Here is an 18,815-nt window from a genome sequence, read left to right as displayed (position 1 = left end):
AGAGCTTCTGCCCGTCACACGGTATTGATTAAAATGGCGCATTGATCAATCAAAACGATAGAAAATAGCGTCGTGATGAATGCCCGTACCACCACTATCCTTAAACAGAGCCGCTGCCGGCATAACCGTGCAGTCGGCGAAGTGAGTTCACACCATAAACCTGAGGGAGAAATGCAATGGGATTTGTCACAACGAAAGACGGCGTCGATATTTTCTACAAAGACTGGGGCCCGAAGGATGCACAGGTTATCTTTTTCCACCACGGCTGGCCGTTGAGTTCAGATGACTGGGATGCGCAGATGCTGTTTTTCCTGGCGCACGGCTACCGCGTCGTTGCCCACGATCGCCGTGGGCATGGGCGTTCCAGCCAGGTTTGGGACGGACACGATATGGACCACTATGCCGATGACGTGGCGGCGGTGGTTGATCACCTCGGTATTCAAAAAGCGGTGCACGTCGGCCACTCAACCGGCGGCGGCGAGGTGGCGCACTATATTGCCCGCCACGGTGACAGCCGCGTCGCCAAGGCGGTGCTGATCAGCGCGGTGCCGCCGCTGATGGTGAAAACCGACGCCAACCCCGGCGGCCTGCCCAAATCGGTGTTCGATGATATGCAGGCGCAGCTGGCCGCCAACCGGGCGCAATTTTATCATGACGTGCCGGCGGGGCCGTTCTACGGCTACAACCGTCCCGGCGCGCAGCCTTCCGAAGGCATCATCAGAAACTGGTGGCGTCAGGGTATGATGGGCAGCGCCAAGGCGCACTATGACGGCATTGTCGCCTTTTCACAGACCGACTTCAGCGACGATCTGCGTAGCATCACCATTCCGGTGTTGGTGATGCACGGCGACGACGATCAGATTGTGCCTTATGACAATTCCGGTCCGCTGTCGGCCAAGCTGTTGCCCAACGGCACGCTGAAAACCTATCACGGTTTCCCGCATGGCATGCCGACCACCGAGGCAGAGACGATCAACGCCGATCTGCTGGCATTTGTCCAGAACGGTTAATCCGCTTGCCTGAGCCGGGGGAAACCCCGGCTTTTTATATTACCCTGCAGAATCGCGAAGCAATGCCTTTTACTTACTGAAATCTCCCTGCCGCCAGTTCCTACCTCAACGAGGCAATAAACCGCTCGTCCTCCGTGGCCGATCTCGCAATCCCCGGGTAAAGTCATGGCGCCATGGCTGTTTTTCGCGTAACGTCTTCTGATAATTTTTTATCATTTTATCTCATGTTGGAAGAGCGATGGCGGCAAAAAAAGTGACGCTGGCGGAGATCGCCAGGCAAGCGCAGGTGGGGATCGCCACGGTTGACCGGGTGTTGAACAACCGGGCGCCGGTGAGGCCGGGTACGGAACGTAAGGTGCTGGAGACCGCCCGGCGGCTGGGCTTTAATCTGGAGCAATCCCATTACCGACTGGTGGCCGGCAAGTCAGCGGTCAGCCTGAAAATGGGTTTTATTCTGCTGCGCGAATCGCACTCTTTTTATCACCTGCTGAGCGAGGCGCTGCAGCAGCATGCGGCACCTTACCATCACTCACAACAGGCGCCGATATTTATCCATCACGATATTAACGCCATTGAACATACCGTGGCGGCCATTGAGCAGCTCAGCGAACAGGTGGATGTCATCGGCCTGGTCGCGCTGGATAACCCGCTGATTCGCCATGCCGTGGAGCAGGCGGTCGCCAGAGGGGTACAGGTTTTCACGCTGTTTTCGGATCTGTCCGCACCAGGGCGGACGGGCTATATCGGCATGGACAACCAAAAAATGGGGCGTACCGCCGCCTGGGCCATTGACCGTATGAGCCGGCCCGACGGCGACATCGGGATTATCATTGGTGATAACCGGTTTATGTGTCAGGAGACCTGTGAGATCAGCTTTCGCTCCTATCTGCGGGAGCAGGGTAAAGGGCGAAGGGTACTGGAGCCGGTGCTGGGCCATGAGCAACAGCAGCAGGCGTTTGCCGTCACGGAACGCCTGCTGCAGCAGTACCCCGCGCTGACGGCTCTCTATGCGCCGTGCGGCGGCGTGGAAGGCATCATCGACGCGCTGCGCCAATACGGCAGGCAGCAGGAGGTGATGCTGGTCTGCCATGGCCCGGTTCAGGGCGGCGAACTGGCGCTGATCGACGGCAGCGTGGATGTGATGCTGTCGCAGCGGCTGGATGCGTTGGCGGCGGCGGTGATCCGCACCTTCGTCAATGCCGCGCTGCAGACACCGGGCGGCTTTATCAGCGCTCTCCAGCCGTTTGATATCATCACCAAAGAAAACCTCTGATTCCGTAAAAAACCTTCACCTTGTCATCGCTCCATGCCTCATGCGTGGAGCCGCGTCGGTTTGTCGCTATTTTTGATAAAAAACCATCATATAGACTATCAAAATAAATATGACCCTCGTCAAAAAATGAAAATTTCATCGTTGCTTACAATGAAATTTTCATTCAATACTGAGGGCATTTCCTCGACAGCGTGAACGCATGAAGGCTTCAGGCACAAAACATCATATCCGCTACGTGATGGCCATTTGCTGTTTGACTATGATTCCTCGGTGATTTCCGGCGCGATTGAACCGCTGGTTAGCGAAAGTTTGCGTTACTTACAGTCCGTCGGTTTTAAACAGGAGACAGCAGTATGATTAATGGCGTTAAACCACTGGAGAGATCGCTGCGCTGGGGCATGGTGGGCGGCGGCGGCACCAGTCAGATTGGCTATATTCACCGTTCCGCCGCGCTGCGCGACGGCACGTTTACGCTGCTGGCCGGCGCTTTCGATATTGATGCGCAGCGCGGACGCGCATTTGGCGTAAGCCTGGGGGTGCCGGTGGAGCGCTGCTATGCGGATTATCAGACGATGTTTCAGGCAGAGGCGGCGCGGGAAGACGGCATTGAGGCGGTTTCCATCGCGACCCCCAATAACACGCACTATGCCATTTGCCGTGCGGCGCTGGAGGCCGGTCTGCATGTGGTCTGTGAGAAGCCGCTGTGCTTCAACAGTCAGGAAGCCGAGGAACTGGCCGCGCTGAGCCGCCGGCAGAATAAAATTATCGGCGTGACCTACGGCTATGCCGGCCATCAGCTGATTTTGCAGGCGCGGCAGATGATTGCCGACGGACAGCTCGGCGAGATCCGCATCGTTAATATGCAATTCTGTCATGGTTTCCACGCCCAGCCGGTTGAGCAGGACAACCCCAGCACCCGCTGGCGCGTTGACCCGCGCTTTGTCGGCCCCAGCTATGTGTTGGGCGATCTGGCAACCCATACTTTATTCCTCGCGGAGACCATGGCGCCGATGCTGAAAATTCAGCGCCTGATGTGTTCGCGCCAGAGTTTTGTCAAAAGCCGAGCGCCGCTGGAAGATAATGCCCATGTCCTGATGGAATTTGATAACGACGCCATCGGTTCACTGTGGTGTTCGGCGGTCAACAGCGGTTCGATGCACGGGCAGAAAATCCGCATCGTCGGCGAAAAGGCCAGCCTGGAGTGGTGGGATGAACAGCCCAACCAGCTGCGGTTTGAAGTGCAGGGCGAGCCGGTGCGCATTCTGGAGCGCGGCATGGGCTATCTGGACGCGCTGGCGCTGCAGGACGATCGCATCGGCGGCGGCCATGCGGAAGGGCTGTTCGAAGCCTGGTCGAATCTGTATCGCCGCTTTGCCGTCGCCATGGACGCCAGCGATCGTCACGATGAAGCGCTGCTGAAAGACTTCTGGTATCCCGATGTGAACGCCGGCGTAATGGGGGTGCGCTGGGTGGAAAACTGCGTCCGCTCGGCAGACAACGGCGCCAGCTGGGTGGCGTTTAGTTAGTCGGACAAACGCAGCCGGCGAGGTGGCGCTGCGCGAAACGGCCAGAGCGGCGATAGGGAAATTACCGTTCTGGCGCTGAGTAACGGATACTGCCTACTTAATCACAATGCCCTTAAAGAAACATTGCGTTAATGTCCCCGGTACGTGCAGGCCATGTGCCCATTGGGTTACCGTGCGTTTTTCTTTTGCTTCCACCATCCCGCCCCAGACATCAATAAATTTATTGTCGTTAAAGAAAAACACGCCGGGATCGGAGATCTCCGTGGATGCAAAAACGGCCAGCCATTTATCTTCGGCCAGCACCTCGGTGATGTCGATGGTTGCCAACTTTACTTTCTCGGTTAACGCGCTTTGGACCAATTCCTGATAAACATGCCTGTTGTCTGCATTAATCGTGGTTTTCAGCGGTGCGCAACCGTCAGCGGCGCTGGCCAGGTCGGTAAATAAGAAGAGCGGGAGGGTAAACGCCAGTGCTGTTGTTCTCATTTGCGGGTCTCGCGTTGTTTGGTGGCCTGGAGTATAAAAAGTGGAGTCAGGCATAGCGAAAAACACCTCCGCCACCTGCTGAAAACGCGCTGCCCACAGGGTTGGCTGGCAGCGCCTGAAGGGCTATTTTTTCTTTCTCGCCTCCCGGTCCAAGGCGCGCTGTTCATCGGCATCTTCGAGTTCATCCTGCCGCATCAGGCAATTGGCATACGCCTCGGTTCCCCGGGTAAAACCATAGCCGTCACAGACTTTTTGGTGATTTTCCAGCGTGATCGCATCAAGTTCGTCACTGAGCCCGCATCCGGATAAAAGTACTACTGCCGCCGTAAACAATACCGTTCGCATGTGATTCCCCGCGTTTAAAAGACAACCTGTCCTTGAGACGTTTGCGTTTAATCATAGGTAAGGCTTTACCGTTGCGCCAACCCTGGTCGCGATTGCGCATACGGACGAGCGCTGCGCGGGGAATCAGAGCGCTGCGTCAGCCGTCAGTTGAGCGACTGGCCGCTTCCCAGGCATCGATCTCGGTGATCATCCGCTGCAGCTTGTCCCTGACCAGCGTTACGGCATCACTCCCCAACAGCAGCGACGTCGGGGGCGCGGGGCTGTCAAGTAACTGCAGAATGGCACTGGCCGCTTTAACCGGATCGCCGGGCTGATGGCCGCTGCGCTTCATGCGCGTCTCACGGATGGGAGCGAAGCTGCGGTCGTAATCGCTGATGCTGCGTGCCGCACGCACCATGGAACGCCCGGCCCAATCGGTGCGGAAAGATCCCGGTTGAACGGCCGTCACGGCAATATTAAATGGCTTCAGCTCCTGCGTTAACGTTTCTGAAATACCCTGCAGAGCGAACTTGCTGCCGCAGTAGTAACTGATGCCGGGCATGGTGATAAATCCGCCCATTGAGGTGATGTTAAGAATATGGCCAGCGCGTCGTGCGCGGAAATAGGGCAGAAACGCTTTAATCAGCGCGACGGCGCCAAAGACGTTGACGTTAAACTGCTGGATCATGTCATCCATGGGTGACTCTTCCATCACGCCTTCATGGCCGTAACCGGCGTTATTGACCAGCACATCGACGGCGCCAATGTCCTGCTCTACGGCGTCAACCAGCGGCGGAATGGCGCTGAAGTCCGTAACGTCCAGGATCCTGCCGAAACACCGGCCGGGCGACAGCGCCTCGAACGCTTCTTTAGCCTGTTCATTTCTTAACGTGCCGACGATCCGGTGCCCGGCCTGCAGCGCCTGTTCCGCCAGCGCGCGGCCAAACCCGCTGCTGACGCCGGTGATAAACAATAACTTTGCTGATGTCATCAGGTATTCCCTCCGTTATGTAGAGCCGCCAGCATACGGCGGGGGAAGCGTTGCGCGTAGCCCGGATCCTCTCGGTGTTTTGCCTATTCCTATGAGCGGGCTGGACGCGTCAGAACCGCAGTGGCACACTGGAAATCCCTCCCACGGCTAGCACAGGCGCTATGACACACACATCCCGACAGATCCGCCGCCAGATGGTTACGCTGCTGGATCGTCTGACGCCGCATGAAGGCTATAACCTCACCGCGTTGCCCGATGTCCGTTTTTTACGTTCCAACCGGCCGCTGCTGCGCACGCCGGTGCTGTATGAGCCGGGGATCGTGATTGTGGTGCAGGGAAGCAAGCGCGGTTTTCTGGGAAATGATGTCTATTTGTATGATGCGCAGCATTATCTGATGGTCTCGGTGCCGGTGCCGTTCACCATGGAAACGGACGCCAGCGCGGCGGAACCGATGCTGGCGATTTACATCCGGCTGGATTTTAACTTGGCCGCCGACCTGATGCTGGCGCTGGATGGCCGCGGTGTTGCCGATACCGACGCCCCGCGCAGTATGATGTCGAGCCGCATGGATGCGCCGCTCAGCCGTTCCGTACTGCGTTTTCTGCAGATTATGGCGTCGCCGCTGGATGCGGAGGTGCTAGGGCCGTCGATGCTGCGGGAGCTTTACTACCGGGTGCTGAGCGGCGAACAGGGGCCGGTGATGAGAAGCGCGCTCACGATGCAGGGCCAGTTTGGCAAGGTGGCGAAAGCCTTGCGCAAGCTGCACGCCGAGTACGCTTCACATCTGGATGTGGCGGCGCTGGCGCAGGAAGCCGGCATGAGCGTGCCGACCTTCCACAGCCATTTCAAAACTGTGACCAATACTTCGCCGATACAATACCTGAAATCGACGCGGCTGCATCAGGCTCGCCTGCTGATGCTGCGCAATAACTTCACGGTGTCGGCCGCTGGCGTCCGGGTGGGTTATGAGAGCGTTTCGCAGTTCAGCCGTGAGTTCAAGCGCCTGTTCGGGCTGACGCCGCTGCAAGAGGTTGAGCGAATGAAACGCACCTTCGCCATACCCGCGTCGATGACGCCTTCAGCGTTTGTCTCTTCGCATTGAACGGGGGAATGCTGCGTGGCCGTATTATCCCTGGCCGTGCCAGCGGTTCCAGGCCAGAATCAGCAGCCAGGCGGCGACCAGCCAGCACACCACCGCAGCAGTCAGCGCCGTCGGCAGTTTGACATAGCCCAGCAGCACATAGAGCGAAACCAGGTAGGCCATGTAGGGGAACACCGCCCACATGCCAAACAGGATGGTGGTGCGTAAATCTTCCAGAGAGCGTTCGGTGCCGACAATATAGTGGGCGATCAGGGCGAAGGTAGGAAAAAGGGGAACCAGACCGGCAATATAGTAGTTGCGTGATTTGGATAATACGCCGATCAGAATGACCACCAGCGCACCGATTAACGCCTTGATTCCCAGCCCCATATCGTACCCTTGTAAGCTTTAAGCCACTGATTTGGCTATGTTGGCACGTCTGTTGGTTTTTTGCACGTGCAAAGTGGGGCGGGTTTGGCGGTGTAGCGAAACAGGGGGCAAGGTGATATGCAGGATATGGCCGTTAGGATATTGAAATACATATCTCACTTTGTATGAGTAAAAATCAGGGAGTGTTTTGACCTATTTATATGTTATTTTTAGATAAAAGGAGGGAACGTATGAGTGAATTGGTTAGATGGCAGACCCTTGAGACGTTACCCTATGGAACAACAGGCCCAGATTATCGCTGATTACTTTATCCTCCATAATTACGGCTATCCGGTTTGGTTGACACTCAAACGAAGGGGCGACGTCACGTTAGATGGCGACTTCTCCGAGTCTGTTATCCGACGACAGTATCAGGAAGCAATGCGTTATTTCCCATGGGGATGATGATGAAAACTAAAATCTTAAATCGTGCCACTTTGCTGTTCGCATCGGTTCTTCTGCTGTCAGGATGTCCCGGAACTGGCGACAGGCTAACGTCTGACGAGACAGCCACGGCGAGTAAGGTCGGGGAAGACGTTTGTTTCCAGGTTCCTGACAGCAAAGACTATCAGCCATCTCTTATCTCTATAAATCCCAGGAATACTCCGCCGCAGCGATTATCGGTGACCGATTCACCCGATTTAACGGTAAAAAACGGCATGCTGTGTATCCCCCCCGAGTTTTATCAGTTTCCGCTAACAGGGCAATTTATCGTGCAATATATACTGGCCTCGCCGACGGAGAGCACATCATCAAGAAGCGTGGTGGCCGGGATTGAGTTATCGGGCGGGCAAGTTAGAAATATACCGCTCACTGACGCGGAGATAACGCGTTGATGCATAATGCCGCCAAACAGGATGGTGGCACCTAAGCACCAAAATGCGTTTAATACCTATAACAGTCAACTCAGGGCAGACGATGAAAAGACGCTATGTTATTGCGGATGTTTTTACGGATCGGCCGTTTCTCGGTAATCCTGTCGCGGTCGTTTTAGACGCCGAGGGGATGAGCACGGAGCAGATGCAGCGGATTGCCGTTGAATTTGGTTATAGTGAAACAACGTTTGTGCTTCCTCCGGAAGAGACGTCCAATACGGCACGCGTCCGAATTTTCACGCCATCGCGTGAAATTCCGTTCGCCGGGCATCCTAATGTCGGCACCGCTTTTGTGCTGGCAAGCTATGCCGCAGTCAAGGGAGAGGCGCTTCCTGATACTGTGCTTTTTGAGGAAGGCGCCGGTCTGGTGCCGGTCAGGCTGATAAAAGACAACGGGGCAGTCACCGGCGCAGAGCTTCTGGCGCCAGAGGCATTGTCATGCCGTTCCGAAGTCAGTCTGGAAAACGTGGCCGCCTGCCTTTCACTGGCAACGGAAGATATCCGCACACAAGTGCATAGGCCGCAGGTTGTTTCGGTTGGCTTGCCTTTCCTTGTGGTGGAGCTGGTGTCCCGTGATGCGCTTCGCCGCTGCGTGCCAAATCTGCAGGGATTTCGTGCCGTTCTGCCGCTTGATGGTGCGGTGTCAATCTATGCGTATACGTCAGACACCACTCCCGAAGAGCGGTGCGACCTGCAGGCGCGCATGTTTACTCCCCGTATGACGGAAGATCCGGCGACAGGCAGTGCGACCGCGGCGGTGACGGCTCTGTTGGCACAGCGCCATGGTAAAACGCTGCTGTCTCTGCGCGTCAGCCAGGGGGTAGATATGGGGCGTGCAAGTTTACTTTGTGCAAGCTATGACGCCACGTCGACAAGGCCGTGTATCCGGGTAGGAGGCAACAGCGTCATCACGATGGAAGGGACATTTAGCCTGTGACGCCGGATCGGCTCCGTCAGCAGAGCCGGCTTCGGTCAGATATTTGAAGTCCGCTTTCTCGCGGCAGCGCACGATCATCCATTGATATTGTTTGCTGATGGCGGGAGAATTCGCTTACTTTATCTAGTGCACTAGAATATCAACCAACAGATTTTGGCGATGACGATGAATAAAAGAGAGCCGCGGGGGATTGGCACAGAGCTTTCCTTCGCGTTGTACGGTGCGGCAAACCGGATGCACCGGATGCACAAACCTTTTCTCGACCCGCTGGGGCTGACTTTCCCGCAGTACCTGGTGATGCTGGAACTGTTCAGCGGGACGCCGCGTTCTGTCGGGGAACTGGGTAACAGTCTGGGGATGGATACCGGGACGATAACGCCTTTACTAAAGCGGCTGGAGGCTTCGGGCAGGGTATTGCGCCGGCGCGATCCGAGCGATGAACGCCGGGTGCTGATCACGCTGACCGCCGGTGGCGAAGCGCTGCGTGAGGAACTCTGGTCCGTCACCGACAAAATCCGCTCGGCGTGCCAGCTGACGGAGGAAGGATTGGTTCAGCTGCGCGATACGCTCAACGACTTTGCGCATCCGGCAGCGGAATAAGTCATAAACGATTCAGGATACTGAGGAGACCTACAATGAATATCAGCATTATTGGCGCAGGCAGCATCGGCGCGACACTGGCGAGTAAACTTTCTGCCTGCGGCCATCACGTGAAGCTGGCAAACTCCAGGGGGCCGGCGACGATCGTTGATATCGCCCGCCAGGCCAACGCCGTGGCGGTGAGCCGGGAAGAGGCCGTCAGTGACGCCGAGGTGATTATCCTGGCCATCCCGTTTGCTAACCACACCGACGTCGCGACCTGGCTGAGCAACGCGCCAGCCGGCGTGACGATTATTGATACCTCAAATTATTATCCGTTCCGCGATGGCGCTATCGCCGAGATTGAGCAGGGCAAGCCGGAGGGCGTTTGGGCCAGCGAGCAGCTCGGACGGCCTCTGATCAAAGCGTGGAATGCGGTGCTTGCCGCCACGCTGGCGGATAAAGGCTTGCCGGACGGCGCCGCTGAACGCATCGCGATTCCCGTGGCCGGAGATGATGAAAACGCCAAATCCATTGCCATGGCATTGGTCAGTGACACGGGATTCGAGCCTGTCAATGCGGGCCAACTGGCAGAATCCTGGCGTCAGCAACCCGGCACGCCTGCCTATTGTACGGAATTGTCTCCTGCCGAGCTAAAGGCGGCTCTGCAGCATGCGGATAAAGCCCGCGCAGCGAAAAACAGGGATGTGCTGCTGGATGAGTTTATGTCTGCGGGCGAAACGCTGACCCACGATCGCATCGTGGCCCGCAACCGGGCGGTAACCGCTCCACGGTAGAGGGGCGTTTGGCGACGGACAATTCCCCCTGCCGGTCACGACGTAACAGCACGCCACAGGAATAATAGGGAAGCCCTGGGTCGAACCACTCGTGTAACCTTATCGCAAATTGGTCACTTGTTGTCGCTCAGGGCGCATTACGCTAAGCTGGATAAATGACTAAACATATCAATACAACCCCCGCACGGGGCCCCGCGGACCACAGCGTCCGCGATCAGGTCGTGGACGCCGCCACCGAGCATTTCGGGCACTTTGGCTACGAAAAAACCACCGTGTCCGATCTCGCCAAAGCGATCGGTTTCTCCAAGGCGTATATCTATAAGTTTTTCGATTCCAAGCAGGCGATCGGCGAGGTGATCTGCAGTAACCGGCTGGCGATGATCATGGAGATTGTCCATGCGGCCATCGCCGATGCGCCGACGGCCGCCGAGAAGCTGAGACGCCTATTCAAAGCCCTGACGGAAGCCGGCAGCGACCTGTTTTTTCACGATCGCAAGCTTTATGACATCGCTGCGGTCGCTGCCCGTGACAGCTGGCCTTCAGCCGCGGCGCATGAGGAGCGTCTGCGGCAACTGATCGAGCAAATCATCCTTGAGGGCCGGCAGAACGGCGAGTTCGAGCGAAAAACGCCGTTGGATGAGGCGGCGCATGCGATATACCTGGTCATGCGGCCTTACATCAACCCGGTTCAGCTGCAGTACAACCTGGAAACGGCCTCATCGGCTGCCGTATTGTTGTCGTCATTGATACTGAGAAGCCTGTCGCCTTGAATGGTGACTATTGACAATATTGGTCACTAGTCTGAGAATGCGGTTACTGTCCTGTTACCTCAATAAGGGAACCCATGCTCAGGCTCAAACCTGTCTCTATTGCCATTTGCTCGTTGTCCTTTGCCCTGGCGGCATGCGGCGACACGTCGGGGAGCGATGATCCGCGCAATCAGCCCCCTCTGGTAAGAACGGCGGCGGTGGCCGCTGCCGTCGATGCTTCCCGCGCGTTCACCGGCGTTGTCGTTGCCCGGACGCAAAGCGATCTTGGCTTCCGGGTGTCAGGAAAAATCCTTGAGCGTCTTGTTGATACCGGCCAGACCGTTGAGCGCGGGCAACCGTTGATGCGTCTCGATCCCGCCGATCTGAACCTACAGGCCAAGGCTCAGCAACAGGCGGTTGCTGCCGCACGGGCGCGCGCCAGACAGACGGCGGGTGATGAGGCGCGCTATCGCGGTTTGGTTGCTACCGGCGCCGTATCCGCCTCCGCCTACGCCCAAATAAAAGCCGCCGCTGACACGGCCCGGGCAGAGCTCAGTGCCGCCCAGGCGCAGGCTGACGTAGCGAAAAATGCGTCGGCATATACCGTATTGCTGGCCGATGCCGACGGCGTGGTCATGGATACGCTGGCTGAACCGGGGCAGGTTGTCAGTGCCGGGCAGCCGGTGGTCAGGCTCGCCAGAGCAGGGCAACGTGAGGCCAGCGTGCAGTTGCCCGAGACGCTGCGGCCGGCTATCGGCAGCGAGGCGCGGGCCTCACTATACGGAAACCATACTCAGGCAGTGGCGGCGAAACTGCGCCTGCTGTCCAATGCGGCCGACCCGGTGACCCGCACCTTCGAGGCGAGGTATGTGCTGGAAGGTGCGCTGGCGGGTGCGCCGCTGGGTTCAACCGTTACGCTGCAAATAGCGAAAGATAAAATAGCCCGCGATGTTATGCAGGTGCCTTTGGCCGCCCTCTACGACCCGGGTAAAGGTCCGGGGGTCTGGAGTATTTCAGGCAAGCCTGCCAGGGTGACGTGGCGGGCGGTTCAGGTGCTGAGTCTGGGGGACGATGCGGCAAGCGTGAGCGGTAACCTCAAACCCGGCGATCGGGTGGTTGCACTGGGCGCGCATCTGCTGCATGACGGCGAGACCGTCAGAATGGCTGAACAGGGCGATGCCCGCGTAGCCGGGAGCAAACCATGAGCGACGGGCGTTTTAATCTTTCGGCGCTTGCCGTTCGCGAGCGTTCCATCACCTTATTCCTGATTATTCTGATTACCGTGGCCGGGATCCTCGCGTTCTTTGGGCTGGGGCGTGCGGAGGATCCGCCGTTTACAGTCAAACAGATGACGATTATCTCCGCCTGGCCGGGAGCGACGGCGCAGGAAATGCAGGACCAGGTTGCCGAACCGCTGGAAAAGCGTCTGCAGGAGCTGAAGTGGTATGATCGCAGCGAAACCTACACCCGCCCCGGTATGGCCTTCACCATGCTGTCGCTGCAGGACAGCACGCCGCCTTCGCAGGTGCAGGAAGAGTTTTATCAGGCGCGCAAGAAAATTAATGATGAGGCAAAAAACCTGCCGGCCGGCGTCATCGGGCCGATGGTCAACGATGAATTTGCCGATGTCACCTTTGCGCTCTTCGCGCTGAAGGCGAAGGGGGTGCCGCAGCGTTTGCTGGTGCGTGATGCTGAATCACTGCGCCAGCGGCTGTTGCACGTTCCGGGGGTTAAGAAGGTCAATATTATCGGCGAGCAGTCGGAGCGCATCTTTGTTTCCTTCTCCCATGACCGGCTGGCGACGCTGGGTATTTCTCCCCAGGATATTTTCTCGGCGCTGAACAGTCAGAACGTCCTGACGCCGGCAGGGTCGATTGATGCGCGCGGGCCGCAGGTCTTTATCCGTCTGGACGGCGCCTTCAACAAGCTGGATGCGATCCGCGCGACGCCCATCGTCGTACAGGGCAGAACCCTGCAGCTTTCAGACGTCGCAACCGTGGAACGTGGTTATGAAGATCCGGCGACTTTCCTGGTGCGCAATCAGGGGGAACCGGCGCTGCTGCTCGGCATCGTGATGCGCGAAGGCTGGAACGGACTGGAGCTGGGGAAGGCTCTGGATGCGGAAACGGCCAACATCAATGCGGATATGCCGCTGGGCATGGCGTTGACCAAGGTCACCGATCAGTCCGTCAACATTAGCTCAGCCGTCGACGAGTTCATGATCAAATTCTTTGTCGCACTGCTGGTGGTGATGGTGGTCTGCTTTATCAGTATGGGGTGGCGCGTGGGGGTTGTCGTCGCCGCGGCGGTGCCGCTGACGCTGGCGATCGTCTTTGTGGTGATGGAGGCATCCGGCAAAAACTTCGACCGTATCACGCTGGGCTCACTGATTCTGGCGCTGGGCCTGCTGGTCGATGACGCCATCATCGCCATCGAAATGATGGTGGTGAAAATGGAAGAGGGCTATGACCGCATCAAAGCCTCCGCCTATGCCTGGAGCCATACGGCGGCTCCGATGCTGGCGGGTACGCTGGTAACGGCCGTTGGCTTTATGCCCAACGGCTTTGCGCAGTCCACTGCCGGCGAGTATACCAGCAACATGTTCTGGATTGTGGGCATCGCCCTGATTGCATCCTGGGTGGTGGCGGTCGTATTTACGCCTTATCTGGGCGTGAAAATGCTGCCGAAAATCAAAACGGTGGCAGGGGGCCACGCGGCGATTTACGACACGCGTCATTACAACCGTTTTCGCCGGCTGCTGACCCGCGTCATCGCGCGCAAATGGCTGGTGGCAGGCGCCGTGCTTGGCATATTTACCGCGGCCATTCTCGGCATGGGGCTGGTTAAAAAACAATTTTTCCCCACCTCCGATCGCCCGGAAGTGTTGGTAGAAGTACAAATGCCTTATGGCACCTCAATAGCACAGACCCATGCCGCAACGGCGAAAATTGAAGACTGGTTACATCAGCAAAAAGAAGCAAAAATTGTCACCGCTTACATTGGGCAGGGTTCGCCGCGTTTCTATCTGGCCATGGCGCCAGAATTGCCCGATCCATCATTTGCCAAAATTGTGGTGCTGACGGACAGCCAGGAAGCGCGTGAAGCGCTCAAGTTCCGGCTGCGTGAAGCGGCGGCCAACGGGCTGGCGCCTGAAGCCCGCGTGCGTGTGACGCAGCTGGTGTTTGGCCCGTATTCCCCGTATCCGGTGGCCTACCGCGTTATGGGGACGGATCCCGCCAGGCTGCGCGAGATCGCAAAGCAGGTGAAAACCGTCATGCAGGCCAGCCCGATGATGAGGACCGTCAATACCGACTGGGGGCCGCGGGTGCCGACGCTGCATTTTACGCTCGTTCAGGACCGACTGCAGGCGGTCGGGCTGACATCAAATGCCGTTGCCCAGCAGCTTCAGTTTCTGCTTTCCGGCGTGCCGATCACCGAAGTGCGCGAAGACATTCGTTCCGTGCAGGTCATGGGGCGCGCGGCGGGGGATATCAGGCTCGATCCGGCCAAAATAGCCGGTTTTACCCTGGTGGGGTCTGCTGGCCAGCGGGTGCCGCTGTCGCAGATTGGCGAGGTTGACGTGCGAATGGAAGATCCCGTACTGCGGCGCCGGGACCGTACCCCGACGATTACCGTGCGCGGGGATATTGCTGAAAACCTGCAGCCGCCGGATGTGTCTGCGGCGATAACCAAAGAGTTGCAGCCGATCGTGGATAAACTGCCGGCCGGATACCGCATTGAGCAGGCAGGGTCGATTGAAGAGTCCGGCAAAGCCACCAAAGCGATGGCGCCGCTGTTTCCAATCATGATTGCCATCACGCTGTTGATTATTATCCTGCAGGTACGCTCAATGTCGGCGATGGTGATGGTATTTCTTACCGCGCCGCTTGGGCTGATTGGGGTGGTGCCGACGCTGCTGCTGTTTAACCAGCCTTTCGGCATTAATGCGCTGGTTGGCCTGATTGCGCTGTCGGGCATTTTGATGCGCAACACGTTGATTTTGATTGGCCAGATCCACCATAACGAACAGGAAGGGCTTGCGCCGTTCCATGCGGTGGTGGAGGCGACCATCCAGAGAGCCAGACCGGTGTTGCTGACCGCCCTGGCGGCAATTCTGGCGTTTATCCCGCTGACGCACTCGGTGTTCTGGGGGACGCTGGCTTATACCCTCATCGGCGGCACGTTCGGCGGCACCATCATCACGCTGGTGTTCCTGCCGGCGATGTATGCCATCTGGTTCAAAATCCGCCCGGAGGGCGCAAAACAGGCAGGAACCCCGATAACGGATTAGCAGGATGTGAACGTGGCGGGGTATGCCCGCCCGTTCACGGGGTGAAGGCGGGATAACCTGACAGATAGCAGCAGACCCGCCGCTAACTGTCAGAACAAACGTGAACGTATCATGATTAAGCGAGGATGCCGTGGGGATCCAGAACGTATTTCGCCGCCACGCCGGCATCAAAGCTGGCATAGCCCTCGGCGGCGCTTTCCAGCGGGATCACCTTGGCATTCACAATCTTGGCGATCGGCAGGCGGTCATGCAAAATCGCATTCATCAGCTGCCGGTTGTAGCGTAGAACCGGCGTCTGCCCGGTATGGAAGGTTTGCGCCTTGGACCAGCCGAGACCAAACTTCAGGCTTAACGATCCTTCGCGCGCCGCCTGCTCATGGGCGCCCGGGTCATCCGTTACATACAGCCCCGGAATACCGATATTGCCAGCCACGCGGGTAATGTCCATCATACTGTTCAACACTACCGCCGGCTGTTCTTTACCGGAGTGGCCCTTGGCTTCAAAGCCTACCGCATCAATGGCCGAATCGACCTCCGGCACGCCGACCACTTCGGCGATCATCTCGCCAAGCCGATCGTGTTTGCCTAAATCGATCGGCACAAAGCCCATTCTTTCGGCGTGCGCGAGGCGTTCTTTATTAAAATCGCCGACCATCACCACCGCTGAACCCAGGATCTGCGCGGAGGCCGCAGCAGCCAGACCCACCGGGCCGGCGCCGGCGACATAGGTGACAGAACCGACGCCCACGCCGGCGGTGATCGCCCCGTGAAAGCCGGTCGGCAGGATATCTGACAGCATGGTCAGATCCAGAATTTTTGCCAGCGCCTGATCGCGGTCGGGGAATTTCAGCAGGTTGAAATCGGCATACGGCACCATAACGTATTTGGCCTGTCCGCCGACCCAGCCGCCCATATCCACATAGCCAAAGGCGCCGCCCGCGCGCGCCGGGTTAACGGTCAGGCACACGCCGGTATCAAGCTCGCGGCAGCAGCGGCAGCGGCCGCACGCCACATTGAAGGGGACGGAGACAATATCGCCGACGTTAAGCATTTCAACATCGGAACCTTTCTCAATGATTTCCCCGGTGATTTCATGCCCCAGAACCATGCCGGCCGGCGCCGTGGTGCGGCCGCGGACCATATGCTGGTCCGAACCGCAAATGTTGGTCGACAGAACTTTGAGAATTACCGCGTGGTCGATTTTCTTGCCTGACGGGCTGACGAACTTTGGTTCATCAATATCCATCACCTCAACGTTTCCCAGCCCCTGGTATACAACGCCTCTGTTTGATGAGTGTCCCATAGTTGCTCCATATCATGCTGTAAGATGTCTATCTCTGAAGCAGAGTGAGCACTAAGTACCGCGATAGCGCACTGGTTCTGCACGCCCAGTCTAGGTGAATGGCGTTCCTGCCACTGATCTGATAACGACATAGGGAATTCTTATAACCTGCCTGATCGCGACATGCGGGGCGTTTATTGTCAGGATGCGGACGGCGAGTCTGTCAGTTGCACGACAACTTTCCCTTTTGCATGGCCAGCGGCGAGATAAGACAACGCGTTGATGCTGTCAGCAAATGAAAAAGTCTTATCGATTACCGGCTTCAGTTTTCCGGCATCAATCAGTGCGGCAATCTCTGATAGCTGGTCACCGTTTGGCGAAACAAACAGGAAAGAGTAGCGGATCTGGCGGCGGGCGGCGCGGCTGATGATTTTCCGGCTTAACAGCCAGAACAGCGCTTTCATCACGCTATTCATTCCCCGCTGACGGGCGAACGGAAGATCCGGCGGACCGACGAGAGAAACAACCTCGCCATGGGGTTTCAGGATCTCAAGCGTCTTTTCAAGACCGTCACCCCGAACGGTTGCCAGCGCCAGATCGTAATTGCTCAGGATTTTATCAAAGTCGGCTTTCTTGTAATCGATCGCCTCATCGGCCCCCAGAGCGCTGACCAATTCCATGTTGGCCGCACTGGTCGTGGTGCCGACGCTGGCGCCAAGATGTTTTGCCAGCTGAATGGCGAATGTCCCAACCCCGCCGGAACCGGCAGGGATAAAGACGCGCTGGCCGGCGCTTAACTTCGCTCGCGAAAAGGCCTGCCAGCAAGTCAGGGCAACCATCGGGAGGGACGCCGCCTCGATAAAATCAAGGCTGGCCGGCTTCAGGGCGGCGGCACGCTCAGGCACCGCGGCATATTCCGCCAGCGCCCCTTGGTCCATATCAAACAGGCTGGCGAATACCGCGTCGCCCGGCTTGAAGCGGGTGACGTTTTTACCGACTTCCTCAACCACTCCGGCCAGATCGCTGCCCATAACCGCGGGCAGCGTCAGCTTGAGAATGGGTTTAAAACTCCCTGTCGGGATCATACAGTCGATCGCATTCAGCCCTGCGGCATAAACCATGACCAGCAACTCATCATCGTTGATCGCCGGTCGGGGGATATTTTCAAACTGTAACTGGGCTGATTTACCATAACTTTTCAGCTGTAGTGCTTTCATCATGTATGTCCGTCGCTCTTTAAGGGAGATAGATTGCCGGGTTACTCGGTATCACGGGTATAACGTGGCGCCGGCTGCGCCTGCTGGAAGTTTGGCAGCATCGCCTGACGCGCCTGGTCAAACTCCGTCCATAGCCGTTCTTCGTGCAGTGGGGGAATGGTCACCGGTTCGCGGCGGTCAAAACCGGCAAGGGCCGCATCCACCAGATCGCCGGCTTCCATCACGCCGCTCATCGTCGTAATGTCCGCCCCCGAACGCTGCCATATTTCGGTACGCGTCACGGCGGGCAGCACGGCCTGAACATATACCCCCTGCGGCGCAAGTTCGAGGCTCAATCCCTGGGAGAGGAACTGCACAAACGCTTTGGTGGCGCCGTAAGCCGTCAGGCCGAGTTCAGGAGCCAGCCCAACGACGGAACCGATATTGATGATGGCGCCGTTGCCGGCCGCAGCCAGACGCGGCGCCACGGCGTGCGCCAGGCGGACAACCGCAGACAGATTTACGGCTATCATCCGATCGATATCGGCAGCGCTCTGCGACGTAAAGCTGCCTGACAGACCCATCCCGGCGTTATTCACCAGCACGGTGATGTCCTTATCGTCCCGCAGCCGCTGCGCCACGTTTTCGACCTCTGAAGGCTGGCTGAGGTCAGCCGGCAGGATGTCGATGCTCACGTTATATTGCTCACGCAGCCGTTCAGCCAGCGCCGCCATACGCGTGGTATCGCGGGCAACCAGGATAAGGTTGTGTCCACGGCGGGCAAAACGATCCGCATAAACAGCGCCGATTCCCGTTGAAGCGCCGGTGATTAATACCGAGGTGGTGTCTTTCATCGCAATCTCTCTTAGGTTGTGGTTGTGGCAAAAACGCATGCTTTTTTAAATGATGCTCGACATGTATAATAAATGTCAACCATCATTTAAAATGAAAGGCGATCGATACCAAACGTTCAGGCGTTTGTGAGTGG

At 57.7% G+C, this 18,815-nt stretch carries 18 protein-coding genes; 11 read left to right on the top strand and 7 right to left on the bottom strand.

Features of this window, described 5'->3' with window-relative positions; translation table 11 throughout:
• The first annotated feature begins 176 nt into the window (after window positions 1-176).
• From TAN611_RS12065 to TAN611_RS12055, 3 genes are all read left to right on the top strand, one after another.
• Window positions 177-1,010, top strand: coding sequence for an alpha/beta fold hydrolase (locus TAN611_RS12065; protein ID WP_203066498.1), 834 nt, complete (start codon window positions 177-179; stop codon window positions 1,008-1,010).
• Window positions 1,011-1,248: 238 nt separating this feature from the next.
• Window positions 1,249-2,283: a LacI family DNA-binding transcriptional regulator gene (locus TAN611_RS12060; RefSeq protein ID WP_105231215.1), complete on the top strand. Its 1,035-nt coding sequence runs from the start codon at window positions 1,249-1,251 to the stop codon at window positions 2,281-2,283.
• 353 nt (window positions 2,284-2,636) lie between these two features.
• Entirely contained in the window at window positions 2,637-3,809 is a 1,173-nt protein-coding gene (locus TAN611_RS12055; protein WP_203066497.1) for a Gfo/Idh/MocA family protein, read from the top strand.
• 93 nt (window positions 3,810-3,902) lie between these two features.
• Here the strand turns inward: TAN611_RS12055 and TAN611_RS12050 are convergent, their stop codons facing one another.
• From TAN611_RS12050 to TAN611_RS12040, 3 genes are all read right to left on the bottom strand, one after another.
• A complete protein-coding gene (locus tag TAN611_RS12050) occupies window positions 3,903-4,349 on the bottom strand; it encodes a hypothetical protein (RefSeq protein WP_232251552.1) in 447 nt (148 codons plus the stop codon).
• Between the two features lie 69 nt (window positions 4,350-4,418).
• On the bottom strand, window positions 4,419-4,640 hold the full coding sequence (locus TAN611_RS12045) for a hypothetical protein (protein ID WP_105231212.1): 222 nt from the start codon (window positions 4,638-4,640) through the stop codon (window positions 4,419-4,421).
• Window positions 4,641-4,776: 136 nt separating this feature from the next.
• Window positions 4,777-5,610: an oxidoreductase gene (locus tag TAN611_RS12040; RefSeq protein ID WP_203066496.1), complete on the bottom strand. Its 834-nt coding sequence runs from the start codon at window positions 5,608-5,610 to the stop codon at window positions 4,777-4,779.
• A 161-nt stretch (window positions 5,611-5,771) separates the two neighbouring features.
• Here TAN611_RS12040 and TAN611_RS12035 point away from each other — a divergent pair, with 161 nt between their 5' ends.
• Window positions 5,772-6,713 (top strand): AraC family transcriptional regulator, encoded by a 942-nt coding sequence (locus tag TAN611_RS12035; protein WP_203066495.1) that lies wholly within the window; start codon window positions 5,772-5,774, stop codon window positions 6,711-6,713.
• A gap of 24 nt (window positions 6,714-6,737) precedes the next feature.
• Here the strand turns inward: TAN611_RS12035 and TAN611_RS12030 are convergent, their stop codons facing one another.
• A complete protein-coding gene (locus TAN611_RS12030) occupies window positions 6,738-7,082 on the bottom strand; it encodes a GlpM family protein (RefSeq protein WP_105231209.1) in 345 nt (114 codons plus the stop codon).
• A gap of 446 nt (window positions 7,083-7,528) precedes the next feature.
• Here TAN611_RS12030 and TAN611_RS12025 point away from each other — a divergent pair, with 446 nt between their 5' ends.
• From TAN611_RS12025 to TAN611_RS11995, 7 genes are all read left to right on the top strand, one after another.
• Window positions 7,529-7,957 (top strand): putative T6SS immunity periplasmic lipoprotein, encoded by a 429-nt coding sequence (locus TAN611_RS12025; protein ID WP_105233354.1) that lies wholly within the window; start codon window positions 7,529-7,531, stop codon window positions 7,955-7,957.
• An 82-nt stretch (window positions 7,958-8,039) separates the two neighbouring features.
• Window positions 8,040-8,933 carry a PhzF family phenazine biosynthesis protein gene (locus TAN611_RS12020; RefSeq protein WP_105233352.1) on the top strand — a complete coding sequence of 298 codons (894 nt, stop codon included), beginning with the start codon at window positions 8,040-8,042 and terminating at the stop codon, window positions 8,931-8,933.
• A 243-nt stretch (window positions 8,934-9,176) separates the two neighbouring features.
• Entirely contained in the window at window positions 9,177-9,533 is a 357-nt protein-coding gene (locus TAN611_RS12015; protein ID WP_234008571.1) for a MarR family winged helix-turn-helix transcriptional regulator, read from the top strand.
• A 35-nt stretch (window positions 9,534-9,568) separates the two neighbouring features.
• The gene (locus tag TAN611_RS12010) at window positions 9,569-10,309 is read left to right on the top strand and encodes an NADPH-dependent F420 reductase (protein WP_238404464.1); all 741 of its coding nucleotides are present in this window, start codon (window positions 9,569-9,571) and stop codon (window positions 10,307-10,309) included.
• 155 nt (window positions 10,310-10,464) lie between these two features.
• Window positions 10,465-11,079 carry a TetR/AcrR family transcriptional regulator gene (locus TAN611_RS12005; RefSeq protein ID WP_105231206.1) on the top strand — a complete coding sequence of 205 codons (615 nt, stop codon included), beginning with the start codon at window positions 10,465-10,467 and terminating at the stop codon, window positions 11,077-11,079.
• Between the two features lie 74 nt (window positions 11,080-11,153).
• Window positions 11,154-12,263: an efflux RND transporter periplasmic adaptor subunit gene (locus tag TAN611_RS12000; protein WP_187044663.1), complete on the top strand. Its 1,110-nt coding sequence runs from the start codon at window positions 11,154-11,156 to the stop codon at window positions 12,261-12,263.
• Window positions 12,260-15,349 carry an efflux RND transporter permease subunit gene (locus TAN611_RS11995; RefSeq protein WP_203066494.1) on the top strand — a complete coding sequence of 1,030 codons (3,090 nt, stop codon included), beginning with the start codon at window positions 12,260-12,262 and terminating at the stop codon, window positions 15,347-15,349. Before TAN611_RS12000 ends, TAN611_RS11995 begins: the two co-directional genes overlap by 4 nt.
• A 115-nt stretch (window positions 15,350-15,464) precedes the next feature.
• On the opposite strand, the gene fdhA is transcribed toward TAN611_RS11995, so the two are convergent.
• From fdhA to TAN611_RS11980, 3 genes are all read right to left on the bottom strand, one after another.
• Entirely contained in the window at window positions 15,465-16,652 is a 1,188-nt protein-coding gene (fdhA, locus tag TAN611_RS11990) for a formaldehyde dehydrogenase, glutathione-independent (protein WP_203066493.1), read from the bottom strand.
• 179 nt (window positions 16,653-16,831) lie between these two features.
• Complete coding sequence (locus TAN611_RS11985) at window positions 16,832-17,848, bottom strand: NADP-dependent oxidoreductase (RefSeq protein WP_203067782.1); 1,017 nt, start codon at window positions 17,846-17,848, stop codon at window positions 16,832-16,834.
• A 41-nt stretch (window positions 17,849-17,889) separates the two neighbouring features.
• Entirely contained in the window at window positions 17,890-18,681 is a 792-nt protein-coding gene (locus tag TAN611_RS11980; RefSeq protein WP_203066492.1) for an SDR family oxidoreductase, read from the bottom strand.
• Window positions 18,682-18,815: the final 134 nt, after the last annotated feature.

Source organism: Serratia sp. Tan611 (genome assembly GCF_905188235.1).
GTDB classification, from domain to species: domain Bacteria; phylum Pseudomonadota; class Gammaproteobacteria; order Enterobacterales; family Enterobacteriaceae; genus Serratia_B; species Serratia_B rhizosphaerae.
Note: the sequence above shows the minus strand (reverse complement) of the source record. Positions and strands in the feature narration are given on the sequence as shown.

Coding starts and splice junctions, on each gene's coding strand:
- fdhA (WP_203066493.1), bottom strand. CDS start 16,652: ATGGGACACTCATCAAACAGAGGCGTTGTATACCAGGGGCTGGGAAAC.
- TAN611_RS12055 (WP_203066497.1), top strand. CDS start 2,637: ATGATTAATGGCGTTAAACCACTGGAGAGATCGCTGCGCTGGGGCATG.
- TAN611_RS12035 (WP_203066495.1), top strand. CDS start 5,772: ATGACACACACATCCCGACAGATCCGCCGCCAGATGGTTACGCTGCTG.
- TAN611_RS11980 (WP_203066492.1), bottom strand. CDS start 18,681: ATGAAAGACACCACCTCGGTATTAATCACCGGCGCTTCAACGGGAATC.
- TAN611_RS12065 (WP_203066498.1), top strand. CDS start 177: ATGGGATTTGTCACAACGAAAGACGGCGTCGATATTTTCTACAAAGAC.
- TAN611_RS12040 (WP_203066496.1), bottom strand. CDS start 5,610: ATGACATCAGCAAAGTTATTGTTTATCACCGGCGTCAGCAGCGGGTTT.
- TAN611_RS12045 (WP_105231212.1), bottom strand. CDS start 4,640: ATGCGAACGGTATTGTTTACGGCGGCAGTAGTACTTTTATCCGGATGC.
- TAN611_RS12030 (WP_105231209.1), bottom strand. CDS start 7,082: ATGGGGCTGGGAATCAAGGCGTTAATCGGTGCGCTGGTGGTCATTCTG.
- TAN611_RS12000 (WP_187044663.1), top strand. CDS start 11,154: ATGCTCAGGCTCAAACCTGTCTCTATTGCCATTTGCTCGTTGTCCTTT.
- TAN611_RS12050 (WP_232251552.1), bottom strand. CDS start 4,349: ATGCCTGACTCCACTTTTTATACTCCAGGCCACCAAACAACGCGAGAC.
- TAN611_RS12025 (WP_105233354.1), top strand. CDS start 7,529: ATGAAAACTAAAATCTTAAATCGTGCCACTTTGCTGTTCGCATCGGTT.
- TAN611_RS12060 (WP_105231215.1), top strand. CDS start 1,249: ATGGCGGCAAAAAAAGTGACGCTGGCGGAGATCGCCAGGCAAGCGCAG.
- TAN611_RS12010 (WP_238404464.1), top strand. CDS start 9,569: ATGAATATCAGCATTATTGGCGCAGGCAGCATCGGCGCGACACTGGCG.
- TAN611_RS12005 (WP_105231206.1), top strand. CDS start 10,465: ATGACTAAACATATCAATACAACCCCCGCACGGGGCCCCGCGGACCAC.
- TAN611_RS12020 (WP_105233352.1), top strand. CDS start 8,040: ATGAAAAGACGCTATGTTATTGCGGATGTTTTTACGGATCGGCCGTTT.
- TAN611_RS11985 (WP_203067782.1), bottom strand. CDS start 17,848: ATGAAAGCACTACAGCTGAAAAGTTATGGTAAATCAGCCCAGTTACAG.
- TAN611_RS11995 (WP_203066494.1), top strand. CDS start 12,260: ATGAGCGACGGGCGTTTTAATCTTTCGGCGCTTGCCGTTCGCGAGCGT.
- TAN611_RS12015 (WP_234008571.1), top strand. CDS start 9,177: ATGCACAAACCTTTTCTCGACCCGCTGGGGCTGACTTTCCCGCAGTAC.